This is a genomic window from Agarivorans sp. QJM3NY_30, assembly GCF_050870855.2.
In the GTDB taxonomy this organism is placed as follows: domain Bacteria; phylum Pseudomonadota; class Gammaproteobacteria; order Enterobacterales; family Celerinatantimonadaceae; genus Agarivorans.
In genome coordinates this window covers 1,602,814-1,619,837 of sequence record NZ_CP194038.2, presented here as the reverse complement: position 1 = coordinate 1,619,837, position 17,024 = coordinate 1,602,814, and the positions used below count along the sequence as shown (strand labels likewise).

Annotated in this window: 13 protein-coding genes; 1 reads left to right on the top strand and 12 read right to left on the bottom strand. The window is 44.0% G+C overall.

Annotated elements, in window-relative coordinates; translation table 11 throughout:
• The first annotated feature begins 7 nt into the window (after positions 1-7).
• Positions 8-913 carry a GGDEF domain-containing protein gene (locus ACRRSX_RS07405; protein ID WP_432453835.1) on the top strand — a complete coding sequence of 302 codons (906 nt, stop codon included), beginning with the start codon at positions 8-10 and terminating at the stop codon, positions 911-913.
• Between the two features lie 189 nt (positions 914-1,102).
• Here ACRRSX_RS07405 and tilS read toward each other — a convergent pair whose 3' ends face one another.
• From tilS to ispC, 12 genes are all read right to left on the bottom strand, one after another.
• The gene (gene tilS, locus ACRRSX_RS07400) at positions 1,103-2,425 is read right to left on the bottom strand and encodes a tRNA lysidine(34) synthetase TilS (RefSeq protein WP_432453836.1); all 1,323 of its coding nucleotides are present in this window, start codon (positions 2,423-2,425) and stop codon (positions 1,103-1,105) included.
• A 56-nt stretch (positions 2,426-2,481) separates the two neighbouring features.
• Positions 2,482-3,435: an acetyl-CoA carboxylase carboxyl transferase subunit alpha gene (gene accA / locus ACRRSX_RS07395; RefSeq protein ID WP_432453837.1), complete on the bottom strand. Its 954-nt coding sequence runs from the start codon at positions 3,433-3,435 to the stop codon at positions 2,482-2,484.
• 12 nt (positions 3,436-3,447) lie between these two features.
• On the bottom strand, positions 3,448-6,873 hold the full coding sequence (gene dnaE / locus ACRRSX_RS07390; protein ID WP_432456193.1) for a DNA polymerase III subunit alpha: 3,426 nt from the start codon (positions 6,871-6,873) through the stop codon (positions 3,448-3,450).
• Between the two features lie 60 nt (positions 6,874-6,933).
• On the bottom strand, positions 6,934-7,530 hold the full coding sequence (rnhB, locus tag ACRRSX_RS07385) for a ribonuclease HII (protein WP_432453838.1): 597 nt from the start codon (positions 7,528-7,530) through the stop codon (positions 6,934-6,936).
• 30 nt (positions 7,531-7,560) lie between these two features.
• Positions 7,561-8,706 (bottom strand): lipid-A-disaccharide synthase, encoded by a 1,146-nt coding sequence (gene lpxB, locus ACRRSX_RS07380; protein ID WP_432453839.1) that lies wholly within the window; start codon positions 8,704-8,706, stop codon positions 7,561-7,563.
• Positions 8,707-9,180: 474 nt separating this feature from the next.
• A complete protein-coding gene (gene lpxA / locus ACRRSX_RS07375; protein WP_432453840.1) occupies positions 9,181-9,969 on the bottom strand; it encodes an acyl-ACP--UDP-N-acetylglucosamine O-acyltransferase in 789 nt (262 codons plus the stop codon).
• A gap of 12 nt (positions 9,970-9,981) precedes the next feature.
• The gene (gene fabZ, locus ACRRSX_RS07370) at positions 9,982-10,437 is read right to left on the bottom strand and encodes a 3-hydroxyacyl-ACP dehydratase FabZ (protein WP_432453841.1); all 456 of its coding nucleotides are present in this window, start codon (positions 10,435-10,437) and stop codon (positions 9,982-9,984) included.
• A gap of 17 nt (positions 10,438-10,454) precedes the next feature.
• A complete protein-coding gene (gene lpxD / locus ACRRSX_RS07365; protein ID WP_432453842.1) occupies positions 10,455-11,480 on the bottom strand; it encodes a UDP-3-O-(3-hydroxymyristoyl)glucosamine N-acyltransferase in 1,026 nt (341 codons plus the stop codon).
• Positions 11,481-11,482: 2 nt separating this feature from the next.
• Positions 11,483-11,992, bottom strand: a complete 510-nt coding sequence (locus tag ACRRSX_RS07360) for an OmpH family outer membrane protein (protein ID WP_432453843.1) — start codon at positions 11,990-11,992, stop codon at positions 11,483-11,485.
• A gap of 21 nt (positions 11,993-12,013) precedes the next feature.
• Positions 12,014-14,443 (bottom strand): outer membrane protein assembly factor BamA, encoded by a 2,430-nt coding sequence (gene bamA, locus ACRRSX_RS07355; RefSeq protein ID WP_432453844.1) that lies wholly within the window; start codon positions 14,441-14,443, stop codon positions 12,014-12,016.
• Positions 14,444-14,471: 28 nt separating this feature from the next.
• Complete coding sequence (gene rseP / locus ACRRSX_RS07350) at positions 14,472-15,824, bottom strand: sigma E protease regulator RseP (protein ID WP_432453845.1); 1,353 nt, start codon at positions 15,822-15,824, stop codon at positions 14,472-14,474.
• Positions 15,821-17,023: a 1-deoxy-D-xylulose-5-phosphate reductoisomerase gene (gene ispC, locus ACRRSX_RS07345; RefSeq protein ID WP_432453846.1), complete on the bottom strand. Its 1,203-nt coding sequence runs from the start codon at positions 17,021-17,023 to the stop codon at positions 15,821-15,823. The genes rseP and ispC overlap by 4 nt, the downstream gene beginning before the upstream one ends.
• Position 17,024: the final 1 nt, after the last annotated feature.

Genomic DNA, 17,024 nt, shown 5'->3' with positions numbered 1-17,024 from the left:
TTTAACGATGAGTAAAGTCACTATGGATTCTCTACAATTAGCGCAAAATGAAGTAGTAAGTCATGGAAAAGTATCGCATTTTCCTAATGACGCGAAGCTAAATCCTATACAAAAACTGAGTATTATAGAGTCCCTACAAGAAAGCTTGCAGCTAGAGGAGCTACTGCAAAACTTTGCCGCTATGGCAACTCGCTTTGTGAATTTTTCTGCTTTGCGTCTAGTGAGTGACGATATCCAACAGCAAGTGAGCCTGTTTGAAGGACAACGCTATTATCGTAGCTTTAGCCTAAACCATAAACAAAATAGCTTAGCCATTGCGACCTTTACTCGTGACACTCCCTTTCAACAAGGCGAGATATCAAAACTCCGCCAACTAGTCCAGTTGCTTCAATTGCCATTAAAACATGCCTTACAAATTAATCGCTTACAAGAGCGAGTCAGAAATGACTATTTAACAGGTATTGGTAATCGAGCCCATTTCGACGAATCATTGAATACCTCAATTAAACAGCAAACGAGGCAAAACCAGCAACAAGATGCAGGTCTCGTATTAATGCTACTAGACCTAAATAAGTTCAAAGAAATTAACGATACACTTGGACATCCAGTGGGAGACCAAGTACTCATCAGCTTTGCGCAGGTGTTACAATCAGTCATCCGTAGCGGTGACCAAGCTTTTCGGATCGGCGGCGATGAATTTGCCATGCTACTCAGACCCGCGACCGAACAGTCGGCGCGAATGGTGATCAATCGTTTGAATCAAGAGCTACAAAATACTCCTTTATTAGCCCAATATAATGTTTCGGCCAGTATCGGTGTGAGTTCTTGGACATCTGGATTAGATAGTAAGCAATTAATCCAACAGGCCGATACTCAGCTCTATGCAGATAAGTCTGACACACAAAAAAATTAATAGCTTAGGGGATCGGATCTAGCAAGGCAGCTAGCGCTTGAAGCCTCATCATTGCGATTATTTATCACTAAAACAGTCTTGGGCCGAAATGAATGACAAGTAATATTTAAAAGAAATGCTTGGGCCCTTCGCTTCGCTCAGAAATGCCCATGTAACTTATCTCAATCAAGCAAAGACAAATACTGTAGCTTAATGACTCGCCTGCCATTTTAGCCTTATCCCTTCAGAACGCTCAGCTAGAAATGCTTTACTCGTGTAGAGATCGGCAATTGCGACCAAGTGCTCATCATAAAATACAAAAGGGATGCGATTACGCAACCAAGGTTTTAAATGTGCTTCTTGCAATAATTTTTTAATACTTCGATGACCATGACGCTCTGCAGAATTAAAACGATCGATGCTTAACTCATCACGAAAACGAATAGAAACTCGTTGCGCTGAACCAGGCGGCAATAAACGGCCACCTTTGTGCCAACTTAAACGACTTCCATTTTGTAACTCCAAACAGGGTTGCGCATTCATATCCCAGACATCTACTTCTGACTGTTCAAATAGACTAGCTTTATCGACTAAATAAAGCCGCCCTTTAAATCGGCGGATCTGACCCTGCGGCAACGAGATCGTCACCTTAGCATCAGCTTTAGCCTGACATTGCGCGACTACTTGTTGCAGCTGAGCCTGACTCGGATAAGACCAGCTCTGGGTATTCAGCCAAAATCGCAACACATTCTTACAACGCGCCTCAGATAATAGTAATAATTGAGCACAATCTATCGAGTCTGCAAGCGCACAATTTCGCATATCACTTGCGGCAAGTTCGTCAATTAGGTGTTTAGATTCCTGTAGATGGGTAACACTTCGCTGCACTGTCTGGAGTAGTTGAGGCCAACGCTGAGTGAGCTCGGGTAAGACTTGATGGCGTAAAAAATTACGGTCAAATTGCATCGATTGATTGCTCGGATCTTCAATCCAAGATAAGTCTGATTCTTGAGCATAACACTGTAAATCAGCGCGAGTTGAAACCAATAGAGGCCGAAATAGATGTCCTTGAGCAAAACGGCGACAATCTGGCATTGCCGCTAAACCGCTTAAGCCACTCCCCCTTTTTAAGGCAAGCATCAAAGTTTCAAACTGATCATCCGCATGATGTGCGGTTAATAACAAGCTCTCACTATCAACATGTTTTGCTAATGCCGCATAACGAGCAGTTCGCGCAGCAGCTTCAATACTTTCTCGGGGTTTTATTTGAAGCTCGACAGACTCCGCGACAAAAGGCACACCGAACAGTTCAGCTTGTTCTTGGCAATGTCGATGCCATTGCTTCGCCTGTTGTTGTAAACCGTGATTCACATGAACCGCAACAAGTGCTATATGAGGGTGTTTAGTGAAAAGTTGCTGGCTAAGTTTAAGCAATACACTAGAGTCTAATCCACCACTATAAGCGACCACTACCTTGGTAAATGGAATATCCAGTTTAGTAAAAGACCGCTCAAAGTTGCGAAAAAGTGACACTGCTAATCCTAGAAAAACGGGCATTGAAGCCTTTAAGGCTCAATGCCAATAAACAGTTAACAGTAACCGTAGGACATCAAACGCTGGTAACGTTGCTCAAGCAAGGTTTCAACGTCTAAAGCCGTTAACGTTTCCAAATCACTCAATAGCTTGATTTTCAGGTTATGCGCCATCATTGCCACATCACGATGTGCTCCGCCCAATGGTTCCACAACGATGTCATCAATTAGATCCAGCTCTTTAAGTCGTTCTGAAGTAATGCCCATTGCATCGGCAGCAACCGGAGCCTTATCGGCACTCTTCCATAAAATAGACGCGCAGCCTTCTGGAGAAATAACCGAATAAGTACTGTATTGCAACATATTGACTCGATCACCGACGCCAATCGCTAAAGCACCACCGGAACCGCCTTCACCAATCACGGTACAAATCGTGGGGACCTTAAGGCCAGACATCACCAATAAGTTTTTGGCAATCGCTTCACTTTGCCCACGCTCTTCAGCTCCTACACCCGGGTAAGCCCCTGGAGTATCAATAAAGGTGATAATGGGCATTTTAAAGCGCTCAGCCATTTCCATTAAACGAAGGGCTTTACGATAGCCTTCAGGCTTTGGCATACCAAAATTTCGTCGAATTTTCTCTTTGGTTTCGCGACCTTTTTGCTGACCAATCACCATCACCGGTTGACCATCCAAACGCGCCATCCCGCCAATAATAGCTTCGTCGTTGGCATAAGCGCGATCACCGGCCAATTCATCAAAATCAGTGAATATATGCTCAATATAATCAAGCATATAAGGACGATTGGGATGACGCGCTAACTGCGCAACTTGCCAAGCACCTAAATCTGAAAATATTTTTTTTGTTAAATCGTTTTGTTTTTCCTGTAAACGAGAAATTTCATCTTGTAGATCAACATCTACAGAATCTTCATTCACAATACGTAACTCTTCGATTTGTGCTTGCAGCTCGGCAATCGGCTGCTCAAACTCTAGAAAATTGGGATTCATATAATCTTATTCTTAATTAAATTCTAGGGTGACTTGCTGTTGTCCCAATAGTTGGGTCAACGCCTCTATTAAATCTTCACTCGGCGTAATCCGCCAGTCGGTGCCTAAGCTTAACATGCCGCTGGCGCGATCGCCCTCATAACTTATCGTGACCGGACAAGTCCCCGCGCGATAAGGCTCTAAAATTGTGTAAAAACGTTGCCAAAAAACTTCACTAAGCTGCTCACAAGACAAGCTTAAATGTAAGTTCTTCATCCAACGCTCACGAGCCGTCGACAGATCCATGACTTCTCTAGCTGTCATTTTAATGCCTCCGGAGAAATCATCAACGCTGACCTGTCCCTGAATCACCAACATGCGATCTTTCTCGAGTAATTCTTGATAGGTTTCAAAAGCTTCGCTAAAGAACATAATATCTAAGCGGGCACTTTTATCATCCAGCTGAATCAGTCCCATCTTCGAGCCCCGCTTGGTCATCATCACTCGCGTGGATAATACCAAACCAGCCACCGTAGAAGTGGTATCTCGAGACGTTGGACGAATATCCACTAAGCGGCCAGAGGTATAATGTCGAAACTCTTTAATATAACGATTCACCGGATGGCCAGTAAGATACAAACCAAGGGTTTCTTTTTCTCCCTCCAACCAAACTTTTTCGCTCCATTTGGGCTGTTCCACAAAGCTAGGCCGAACATCATCTTCAACCGTCAACACCCCAAACAAATCTTCTTGGCCTCGAGCCGTGTCTTGGGCTTGCTGGGCAGCGGCCTTCATTGCCGAGGGTAAGGTCGCCATCAGCGCAGCGCGGTGTGGGCCAAGTTTATCCAAGGCTCCAGCCATAATGAGCTTTTCAATGACTCGACGATTAATTTTTTTCAGGTCCAGTCGGCTGCAGAAATCGAACAAATCAATAAATGGTCGGTCTTGCCGAGCGGCCAAAATAGCCTCAATTGGACCTTCCCCAACCCCTTTAATCGCGCCGATCCCGTAAACAATTTGTTCTTGCTCATTGACCGAAAACTTAAATAAGCCTGTATTTACATCGGGCGGCACTAACTGCAAGCCCATATTGCTACACTCGTCCACTAAGGTAACAATTTTGTCGGTATTATCCATATCCGCCGACATCACCGCAGCCATGAAATAAGCTGGATAATGGGTCTTCATCCATAGCGTTTGGTAGGAAACTAAAGCATAAGCTGCCGAGTGAGACTTATTGAAGCCATAACCAGCAAATTTTTCTACCAAATCAAAAATCTTCATGGCCAACTCGCCGTCGACATTATTTTTGATAGCGCCATCTTCAAATACCGCGCGCTGCTTTGCCATTTCCTCGGGTTTTTTCTTACCCATCGCACGACGCAACATATCTGCGCCGCCAAGCGTATAACCAGCCAGAACCTGAGCAATCTGCATCACTTGTTCTTGATATAAGATGATGCCATAGGTCGGTTCGAGGATCGGCTTCAAGCTTTCGTGCTGCCAAGTTTCATCGGGATAAGACACCACTTCGCGGCCATGTTTCCGCTCGATGAAGTTGTCCACCATGCCCGACTGCAGCGGTCCCGGACGAAATAAAGCCACCAGTGCAATCATATCTTCGAAACAATCGGGTTTGAGCCGCTTGATCAAATCTTTCATCCCGCGAGATTCCAGCTGGAACACAGCGGTGGTTTGGCAAGCTTGCAAGACCTTAAACGACTTCGGATCGGTGGTGGAAATCGCTGCAATATCAATGGGCGGTTCACCCTTTGCCTGCAACACTGGATTCAACATATCCAGAGCCCACTGGATAATGGTTAAAGTTCTTAAGCCCAGAAAGTCAAACTTAACTAAACCAGCATATTCAACATCGTTCTTATCAAATTGGGTTACGGGATTCTTACCTTCCGCATCACAATAAAGCGGAGCGAAGTCGGTAATTGTGGTGGGTGAGATCACCACCCCCCCGGCGTGTTTACCAGCGTTTCGCGTGACGCCTTCAAGAACCCTAGCCATGTCGATGAGTTCACGAACTTCTTCGTCACTATCATACAGTTCTGGTAGCCGAGGTTCCGCTTCGAACGCTTTGGCCAAGGTCATTCCTGGATCAGGTGGAATAAGTTTAGAAATTCGATCCACAAAACCATAAGGGTGGCCAAGCACCCTCCCTACATCGCGAACCACCGCCTTAGCAGCCATGGTACCGAAAGTGATAATCTGTGATACCGCATCACGACCGTATAATTCAGCAACGTGGTCGATCACCTCGTCGCGTCGGTCCATACAGAAATCAACATCGAAGTCAGGCATTGAAACCCGTTCGGGATTCAAAAAACGTTCGAATAATAGATCATATTCTAAGGGATCTAAATCAGTGATTTTTTGTGCATAAGCCACCAAAGAACCGGCACCAGAACCCCGCCCCGGCCCCACCGGAATATTGTTATCCTTACTCCATTGGATAAACTCCATTACGATAAGAAAGTAACCGGGAAATCCCATTTGATTAATTACGTCAAGTTCAATCTGTAAACGTTCGTCATACTCGGGGCGACGCTGTTTACGTACTTCGGGATCAGGAAATAAAAACTCAAGCCGCTCTTCCAAACCATCCCGCGACACCTGACAAAAATATTCATCGATGGGAAGACCGCCAGTCGGGAAATCAGGTAAGAAATACTCCCCTAAACGTATTGTCACGTTACAACGTTTAGCGATTTCTACCGAATTTTGCAGAGCCTCGGGAATATCAGCAAACAATGCCAACATATCTTGTCCACTACGCAAGTATTGCTGAGAGCTATATTTTTTAGGTCGACGGCTATCATCGATGGCAAAGCCATCATGGATAGCAACCCTCACTTCATGAGGTTGGAATTGCTCTTCTTCTAAAAAAACCACTTCATTGGTTGCGACAACTGGCAACTGACGTTGACTGGCTAGTTCAACCGCCATATGTAAATAATTTTCTTCGTCTGAGCGACCCGTGCGGATCAATTCAAGAAAGAAATTATCAGGGAATACTTGTTGGTAGAAGTTGATACAACTTTCTACCAGCGGCTGATTCCCCTTTAGCAAAGCTTTACCCACATCCCCTTGACGCCCACCAGAAAGAACAATAACACCAGGGGCATATTCGACAAGCCAGGCTTTATCAATCACTGGCTTCCCTTGAAACTGACCGCGCAAATATGCTCGAGAAATCAGCATCGTGATATTTTGATAGCCTTGGTTATCTTTAGCGAGTAATACCAAGCGAAATAAATCATCAGCAAAGTCATCGGATCTAACAAAAAAATCACAACCGATTATTGGCTTAATACCTTGGTTATGCGCTTCGCCATAAAACTTCACTAAACCACAAAAGTTTGTCTGATCGGTCAACGCAATCGCTGGCATATCCATTTCTGCCGCTTTCGCAACAATCGGTTTCACTTTTTTCAGGCCGTCAAGCATAGAAAAATCGGAGTGAACCCGCAGATGCACAAAAGCTGGTGATTTAACGCTATCTGACAACTAAAGATCTCCTAATACGTTTTTAACGGGTTTGAAACTACGACGGTGCTCTTCAATTGGGCCATATTCTTTTAATTTTGCCAAATGTACTGCCGTTGGATAGCCTTTATGTTTAGCAAATTGATACTGTGGGTACCTTAAATCTAACTGATTCATCTCTTCGTCCCGAACCACCTTAGCGATAATAGAAGCGGCGCTAATTTCAGCGACTAAACCATCCCCTTTGACAATCGCCTGACATGGTATGTTCAGCTGTGGCTCTCGATTCCCATCGATTAATGCAAATTCAGGCTGAACCGAGAGGGCTGCAACTGCCCGACTCATCGCGAGCATAGTCGCGTGAAGAATATTTAGTTGATCAATTTCTGCTGGTGATGCACGGCCAATAGCCCAACATATTGCATCTTGGCGGATCAGCTCGGCTAACTGCGTTCTTTTCTTCTCGGAAAGTTTTTTCGAGTCATTCAAGCCCATAATCGGTCTTTGCTTATCTAAGATAACCGCTGCGGTCACCACATCGCCCACTAAAGGGCCTCGACCCACTTCGTCAACGCCAGCAAAAACTGTAAAGCCTGAAGGATATACAAATTGTGTCATGAATACTCCAATGAAGGGCAACGCCAGAGTTTAGCTATTGATCACATCAATCACGGCTTTAGCTGCTTTTTGATCGGCACCGCACCGAATAATTTGATGTAACTGAGTAAACTTGGCCAATAATTGACGATTATCCCCACTTAACAAACGACTGAGTTCCGCAACAATATTGTCACTGGTACAATCATCTTGCACGAACTCTTGAACAATCATGTTATCCGCTAATAGATTAGGTAAAGCGGCAAATTTAGCTTTTACAATTAACTTGGCGATTCGATAAGTTAGCGCTTTAAATCGGTAAGCCACCACCATTGGACGCTTCACCAACATCGCTTCCAATGTTGCCGTCCCGGAGGCTAACAAAATCGCATCTGCGGCTGTCATCGCCATCCGCGCTTGACCATCCAGCAACAAAATATCTAAGTCGGGGGCATGTTCCGCGATCAATAACTCAAACTGTTGACGCCTTCTCTGGTTGACCATCGGGGCGACAAGCTGCAAGCCGGGGAGCTCTGCCGACAAGCGTTTTGCTACATCTAAAAAAACCGGGCTGAGTAGTGCAATTTCGGCATTGCGGCTTCCCGGCAAAATGGCCAAAACTTGACGATGCGGGTCTAAACCCAATTGCTGAGTTGCCGGCAACTGAGGATTGTCCAATGGTATTTGGTCGGCCAAGGTATGACCGATGAACTCACAGGGAACATCAAAACGCTGATAAAAATCTTTTTCAAAGGGTAAAAATACCAAAATCTTATTGCAGCCTTGCTTAATTTTAAAGACTCGTTTCTGCTTCCATGCCCAAACCGAAGGACTCACGTAATGAACGGTCTTTATCCCTTGTTTATGTAATTTCAGTTCAACACCCAAATTAAAATCAGGTGCATCAATTCCAATATATACATCGGGAGGTGTTGCTAAATAATGCGAAATGAGTTGCTTACGTATTTTTAAGATCCGCGGCAAACGTCCTAATACTTCCACTAGGCCCATCACCGAGAGCTCTTCCATATCGAATAATGGCTCACAACCTTGTGCTTGCATCAATGGCCCTGCAATACCTGAAAAGCGAGCATTAGGATAATACTGCTTCAGCGCTGCAATTAAACCGGCCCCTAAAATATCACCGGAAACTTCGCCAACAACAATGGCAATGTGTAAATTATCTTTATTTATCATTACGTTATATTTTTAAGACTCGAACATTCACATATTGGGCTCATTGGCGAGCAAAATAAATAGTTTAGAACAGTAAGCAAATTAAGCCATCTAAACAGCCGCCAGCATAATACCACAAGCAAATAAAAATGCCTGAGCATATTCCGAGCAGCCCCTCGGCACATCGTCATCGATAGGCGCTTACTTGCTTCACTTCTGAGCAGACCCCACTCCTTTCATTAAAACCGTGTCGCAGCCTTTTGTTTAATTAGCAGCTAAAAACCCTTCTCTCTGAAGATCCGCAAACCGGTGCAACAAATAGGCGAATAAGGCCAATGCCGGGTCTTATATATAAGAAATGGAGAATAGAATTTAAAATGCCGTGCGGGAGGATGCTTTGATGCTCAAATTTGCTTTTGAGCGATACTCGTAGGACGTCATCATTATGGGCTTTGGCAAATCAAACCCCATAATGATCGGTTTAAATAGACCTCATTAGCGAACGATGCCACGACCGTTTTCTTTAAGGAAATCAGCTAGTAATTTCACCTCAGGAAATTGCTCAGCGGAAAGCTCTATCTGGGTCAAAGCTTGCTCTAGCGTATTACCACTACGGTACAACACCTTATACGCTTGGCGAATAGCCTTAATGGCATCCTTACTAAAACCGCGACGTAATAAGCCTTCGGTATTCACCGCAACTGGTCGCGCGTAGTTACCCACAGCCATCACGTAAGGAGGAATGTCTTTATTTACCGCAGCGCAGCCACCCACAAATGCGTAAGAACCAACTTTGCCAAACTGATGGATCGCAGCCTGCCCCCCAAAAATAACATTATCGCCAATCGTGACATGGCCAGCCAAGGTCGCGTTATTCGCAAAAATACAACCGTTACCAACCACACAATCATGAGCAACATGAGCGTTAATCATAAATAAGCAATTGTTACCGATTTTAGTGATACTTTTATCTTGGGCTGTACCACGGTGGATCGTAACACTTTCACGGATGGTATTATTATCGCCAATTTCAAGATAAGTATCTTCACCCGCATATTTCAGATCTTGGCAATCTTCTCCTACCGAGGCAAACTGAAAAATACGGTTATTTTTGCCAATTTTAGTGTGCCCTTTAATCACAACATGCGAGGCAATCTGACAGTTTTCACCAATTTCCACATCACCACGAATAATGGTAAAAGCGCCCACTTGGGTATTTGCCCCAATGTTTACATCACCCTCAATGATCGCGCTAGGATGGATGACTGCAGTACTGTCTATCATAACTTGTTCTACCTATTTGAAAGCGCGGCGAGCACACATAATTTCGGCACTACAGACCACTTCATCGTCGACTTTAGCGACACAATTAAACTTACCCACGCCTCGACGGTCACGTAACAATTCAACTTCCAAATGTAATACATCCCCTGGCCCGACAGGTCTTTTAAAACGCGCACCATCAATACCTGCAAAATAGTAAAGCTCGTTTTCTGCAGGTTTTGTGGTTGATTTAAAGGCCAGAATCCCAGTACATTGGGCTAAAGCTTCTAATATTAAAACACCGGGAAACACTGGTTGACTAGGAAAATGTCCAGTAAAAAACGGTTCATTATAAGTCACATTTTTAACCGCACGTAAGGTTTTTCCGGCTTCGAAATCAAGGACTCGATCAACTAACAGGAATGGATACCGATGCGGTAATAATTCCATAATATCTTGAATTTCTAAGCGATTTAATTTACTGGTCACAATCTATTCCTAAGTTTTTAATCTTGCTGTGCGTCTAATTTACGCTCTAAGCTCACAATACGTTTATGCATCTCGTCTATTTGAGTTAAACGAGCCATCGACTTCCGCCATTGTCGATTTGCTTGGATTGGCATGCCAGAAGAGAACATACCTGGCTCACTAATCGATTTAGTCACCATCGAATAACCTGTAACCGTAACATGATCACAAATACTAATATGGCCATTAATACCAACACCACCACCAATAATACAATAACGGCCAATATGAGTACTTCCGGCAATACCAGTGGTCCCCGCAATGGCGGTACCACAACCAATCGTCACATTATGTGCAATATGCACTTGGTTATCGATGATGACGTTGTCTTCGATAATCGTGTTGTCTAAAGCGCCTCGGTCGATCGATACGGAAGCGCCGATCTCAACTTTATCGCCAATCACAACGCTACCGGCTTGAGGGATCTTAAGCCATTGACCTTGCTTATTGGCATAACCAAAGCCATCGCTACCGATCACGGTGTTACTTTGGATCAGACAATCACGGCCTAATTCAACGCGGTGGTAAATACAACTATTTGGCCACAACTTAGTATTGGCTCCGATTTTTGCAGAACAGCCAATAAAACAACCGGCACCAACTTGTACACCATCACCAAGAATAACACCACTTTCGATGACCGCATTCGGGCCAATACTAACGTCTTTACCCAACTGAACGTCTTCACCAATCACGGCACTATCAGCAACACCGGTTGCACAGCGAGGGGTGTTATCAAATAGCTGAGCGAGTAAAGCGTAGCTCACATAAGGATCATCACTCAGTAATACATTGCCAGTGAAATCCGCTGCATCGCTCGGACTCAAGATTAAGGCACCAGCCTTACAACTGGCCAACAAAGGCTTGTATTTCGCATTAGTTAAAAAACTAATTTCTTGCTCACTGGCTATTTCAAAAGGCGCAATACGAGTAATAATTTGCTCTGCGTTCCCTTTTATAGATAAGCCAAGCTGCTCAGCAATTTGGCCAAGGCTCAAAGACATAGTTACTTGCTCTTACTCACTTGTTGAATAACTTGTTTGGTAATATCTAATGCATCAACTGAATAGGCTGTCGCATCTAACGGCAATACCAAGTCATAACCTTTAGATTTAGAAACGGCAACAACCGCATCTTGAACTTTAACCATCAGTTTTTGCTGCTCTTCGGCACCGCGACGACGCTGATCTTCTTCTAAGTTTTTACGCTTAATTTTATACTCAGCCTGCATGGTTTCTAATTGACGGGTTATTTTGGTCACCTCTTGCTGACCCAACAATTCACCATCTTTCTCACGCTTATCATACAAACGCTGCATTTCGGCTTCTAAAGAACGAACCGCTTGTACTCGCACTTCAAATTCGTCTTTCAAGCTTTTCTGTAATGCATCTCGCTGTGGTAACTGCTTAAACACCTCTGCGATATTGATCACAGCAATCTTGGTATCAGCAAGCACGCTAAAGCTAGGGATGCTGATCGTTGCAGCTAAGGCAACAGCAGTAATTAGTTTTTTCAAAAGATGACTCCTAAATCAAAATTAAAAAGTTTGGCCAATATTAAACGAGAACGTTTCTGAGCGATCGCCCTCATAACTCTTAATTGGTTTAGCTAATGAGAATACCAAGGGGCCCATCGGCGAGAGCCATTGAATCGATACCCCAACAGACGCTCGGATCCTATCGAGTGACGAGTAATCACCAAAGCGCTCACAATAGCTTGTACACTGCATTTGACTGTACTTATCATAATCAAATTCAGTATCCCATACCGTACCAACATCGACAAAAGCAGAGCTGCGCACTTGACGAATATAGGCTTCATCTAAAAACGGCGTCGGGAAAATTATTTCCGCGCTACCGACGGCAATCGCATTACCACCCACCGAATCTTCGGAAGCTGCGATTTGATTGCTACCACCAGCACCAACTACATATAGCGCTCGGGGACCGACAGAATTAGAACGGAAACCTCTAAGGCTTGAATAACCACCGGCATAGAAGTTTTCAAAAAATGGTAATATTTGGTCATTGCCGTCAACTTGCCCATAACCGTTACCATAGCCAACTTTGCCTCGCAGAGAGAAGGTCCAATCATGATTATCGGTAATCGGGAAAAAGTGACGGGTATCAAAACTCATTTTGAAATACTGAACATCTGAGCTCGGCACCGTTATTTTAGTATTAAAGGATTGAGACGAACCAGAAGTGGGCATCGAACCATTATTCAAGGTATTTCGCGTCCAACCCAGTGTTGTATCAAGACTCAGGAAAGTTAACGAGCCATCATCATTACGGTGATTGGAATAAATATTCCAGAACTGTTGAACCTGAGCATAAGCGTTCAATTGCGAAATTTTATTTTGCTCCAGTCCAAGGCTTAAACTTAAACGGTTATCTTCATTCACCGGAAAACCTAATGTGCCTCGCAAGCCAATTGTTTCGTTATTATAATCGACGATCCCTGCTTCTGAGGCCTCAAAATCGGTGTAGTAGAAACGACCACCAAAACTAACCCCGTCTTTGGTAAAATAGGGGTCGGTGAAATTCACATCGAAATTTTTCGAATACTTATTGGTACTAACATTAACCCCTGCTTTGTTACCCGTTCCCAAAAAGTTATCTTGCTGTACCCCAGCAGATAAACTCAGACCGGATTCTGTACCAAAACCGATCCCCGCGTTAAACGAGCCCGACGGCTGCTCTTTCACTGAGAAATTAACATCGACTTTATCATTGGTTCCTGGAACTTTTACCGTCTCAACTTCTACCGTTTCAAAAAAACCAAGACGACTTAAACGCGAGCGCGACTGTTCGACCAAACGACTGGATAACCAAGTGCCCTCAAATTGTCGCATCTCACGACGTAGAACTTCATCTTTGGTAATGGTATTGCCACTAAAGTTAACCCGGCGTACATAAATACGATTCCCAGGGTCAACATTAATATTAAGGACTACCGTTTTATCTTCATCATTTATCACAGGAAAGACATTCACCTGTGGATAAGCATAACCATAACGACCTAAAAACTTAGACAACAAGTCTTCCGTTTTAGTCACTTCGGCCCCACTGTATGTATCGTCAGGCTTAATTGTCACTAAGCCATTCATCTCGTCACCTTTATCCAAAAGGTTACCAGAAAGCTCGACTTTTTCGACCTTATAGATCTCGCCCTCATCAACGTTGATGGTGATATAGATACCTTTTTTATCTGGCGTTAACGCAACTTGGGTCGAGTCCACCTTAAACCTGATATAACCCCGGTCATAATAGAAGCTATTGATCGTTTCTAAATCACCAGCCAATTTCTGTTTTTGGTATTTTTTATCGGCTAGAATATTCCACCAAGGGGCTCGGTCGGTCAGACTAATGCGCTTCAGTAACTCTCCTGAAGAAAATTTCTTATTGCCAATAATATTGATTTGTTGAATTTCAGCTGAAAGGCCTTCCTGAAAGTTAAATTTCAAATCAACCCTGTTGCGTGGAAGCGGCGTGACAATGGCCGTTACCCGAGCGCTGTATTTACCAACACTGTAATAAAAGTCTTCGAGGCTCTTTTCAATATTGCGTAAATTGGTCTTATCTAATGGTTCACCCACTTTGATCCCAGAAGAGCGCAACGACTCTTCCAACTGCTCAGTTTTAATATCTTTGTTACCTGAGTATTCAATATTACTCACAGTCGGTCTTTCTAAGACTTTAAAAATCAGGGTCTGGTCATCGCGAAAGACTTTAACATCTTCGAAATTACCACTGCCATATAAACGCTTAATGCTATCGCTGATTTGCCCACTATCAACGTCATCACCAATGCGTAGCGGAATCTGTAATAACGCGGCCCCCAACGAAACCCGTTGTAATCCTTCAATACGAATGTCTGCAACCGTAAACGCAGATTCACTTTCAGCAAAAGATGAACCAGTAATACAAGCCAGAATGAGTCCAACAACTAACTGCTTTTTGAACATAAGAAAAGAAAACGTCCTATTAAATTTGTTATAAGCGCATAACATCGTTAAAAATAGCCAGCCCCATAAGCGCCATGACTAATGCTGCACCGATCCTAAAACCTATCTCTTGTACACGCTCTGAAACCGGTTTACCTGTCACCGCTTCAATCGCAAAAAATACCAAATGACCACCATCAAGTACCGGCAATGGAAATAGATTAATAATGCCCAAATTGATACTGACCAAGGCTATAAACCCTAAAAAATAAACTAAACCATAATCAGCCGTTGCTCCCGCACCCTTAGCAATAGAGATTGGGCCGCTAAGGTTATCTAATGAAACAACCCCTGTCACTAATTTACCAATCATTACGATAGTCAATTTACTTAAATGCCAAGTTCGTTCCAAGGATTTACCAATTGATTCAAAAAAACCATAATGTAAATCAATACGATATTCTTCTGGGTAGTTCGCCACTTCTGGTGCTAAACCGACATATCCGGTGACAACACCTTGATACTCTCGACCCTCCGGAGAAATACTAATCAGTTGCTTTTGTCCATTCCTAGCCAACTCTAATTGTATTGTTTGTGAAGGCCTAGCCTGAACATATTTAACAAACTCTTGCCACTGGCTTAATCTTTGGCCATCAACAGCCACTAAGCGGTCACCCACTTGAATCCCCGCTAGGTCTGCAGGCTTACCATTCACCACCTGAGCCACCAGTAAAGAAACTTCAGGACTATATGGCCGTAGGCCTAAACTCAGGATGGGGCTCTGTTGCTGACTATCTAAGTGCCAATCCTGAGTATCCAAAATTATCGTAGATTCTCGGCTGGAGTCTGCTTGTCTCACTTTAAAGGCTAATGAGTCACTACCGAGGTGGCTCACTAAAGCAAGGTTGACACTCTCCCAATCTAGGGTGCGCTGATCAGCAATAGCAATGATCTCCTGACCCGCACGTAAACCCGCTTGACTCGCCACACTATTGGCTTCGATATCGCCCAAAATTGGTTTAACCGCAGGAACACCAATCACAAACATCAACCAAAAAGCCAAAATTGCCAGAGCGAAGTTAGCAACAGGTCCAGCAGCAACGATTGCACTACGCTGAGTTAAACTCTTATTATTGAAAGCTTGCGAACGAAACTCTGCTGCGACTGGCGCGACACGTTCATCAAGCATTTTAACATAGCCACCTAAAGGAATGAGCGCAACCACATACTCGGTGCCATCCGTACCCGTTTTCCGCCAAAGAGCCTTTCCAAAACCGATCGAAAATCGTTCAACTTTTACCCCACAACGTCTAGCCACCCAAAAGTGACCAAATTCATGTACGGTAACCAAAATGCCCAAAGTAATAACAAAAAAGGAGGCATTCCAAATCACATCGTTCATCCACAGATCCTTTTTATCACTTTACCAGCGTGCATTCGTGCCCATTGGTCGACCTCAAGTAACACCGAAAGTTCCGAGTCTTGACCCATATACGATAAATCATCTAAACAAACGCTTACAACGTCAGCGATCTGTGTGAATTTTATTCGTTTCGCTAAAAAGGCACTCACGGCTTGCTCGTTGGCGGCATTCAAACAAGTGGTTGCTGTTTGACTGTCATAACAAGCATCGATCGCCAACTTCAAACAAGGATAACGGGAAAAGTCGGGAGGGGTAAAGGTTAACTCTCCAAGGCTAAAAAAATCTAAAGGCGCTACGCCCGAAACTTGGCGCTGTGGGTAAGCCATCACATGCGCAATTGGAGTCGCCATATCCGGCTGGCCCATTTGCGCCAATACCGAACCATCGCAGTACTGCACCATCGAGTGAATAATCGATTGGGGATGAATAATCACATCAATTTGTTTTGGTTGGGTATTAAATAATCGTTTCGCTTCAATATACTCCAAACCTTTATTCATCATCGTTGCAGAATCAACCGAAATTTTTTGGCCCATACTCCAATTGGGATGTGCGCAGGCTTGCCTTGGTGTAACGCTAGAAAGCATAGCAACATCAGAACGTAGAAATGGACCACCAGAACCAGTCAACAAAATTTTATTGATACCCTGTTGTTTTAAATCACAGTATCCCAGAGATTGCTGAACCGCTTCAGGCATACATTGATAGATGGCATTATGTTCACTATCAACGGGTAATACTTTCGCACCACTAGTACGCGCAGCATCCATAAAAATGGCACCACTCATCACCAAGGCTTCTTTGTTCGCCAATAAGACTGTTTTACCTGCCTGAACTGCTGCCAGAGTCGGTAACAAACCAGCAGCACCAACGATGGCCGCCATCACCATATCAACTTCAGGTTCTGCCGCTAACTGAACGATTGAGTCAGCATCACTAAGCACTTCGGTATCAAGCGCTAGATCTCTTAAAGCGATACGGAGCTGCTGGTTACTTTCGGCGTCAGCCATAACTGCAAATTTAGGCTGAAACTCAACACAAATAGCCAGCATTGCAGCAACATTCCAGCCCCCACTTACTCCAAACAGCTGGTAAGCGTTAGGATTTTCTCGCACAACTTTCAAGGTACTCGCACCAATAGAACCAGTCACACCCAAAATAACCAAGGTTTTAGTCATT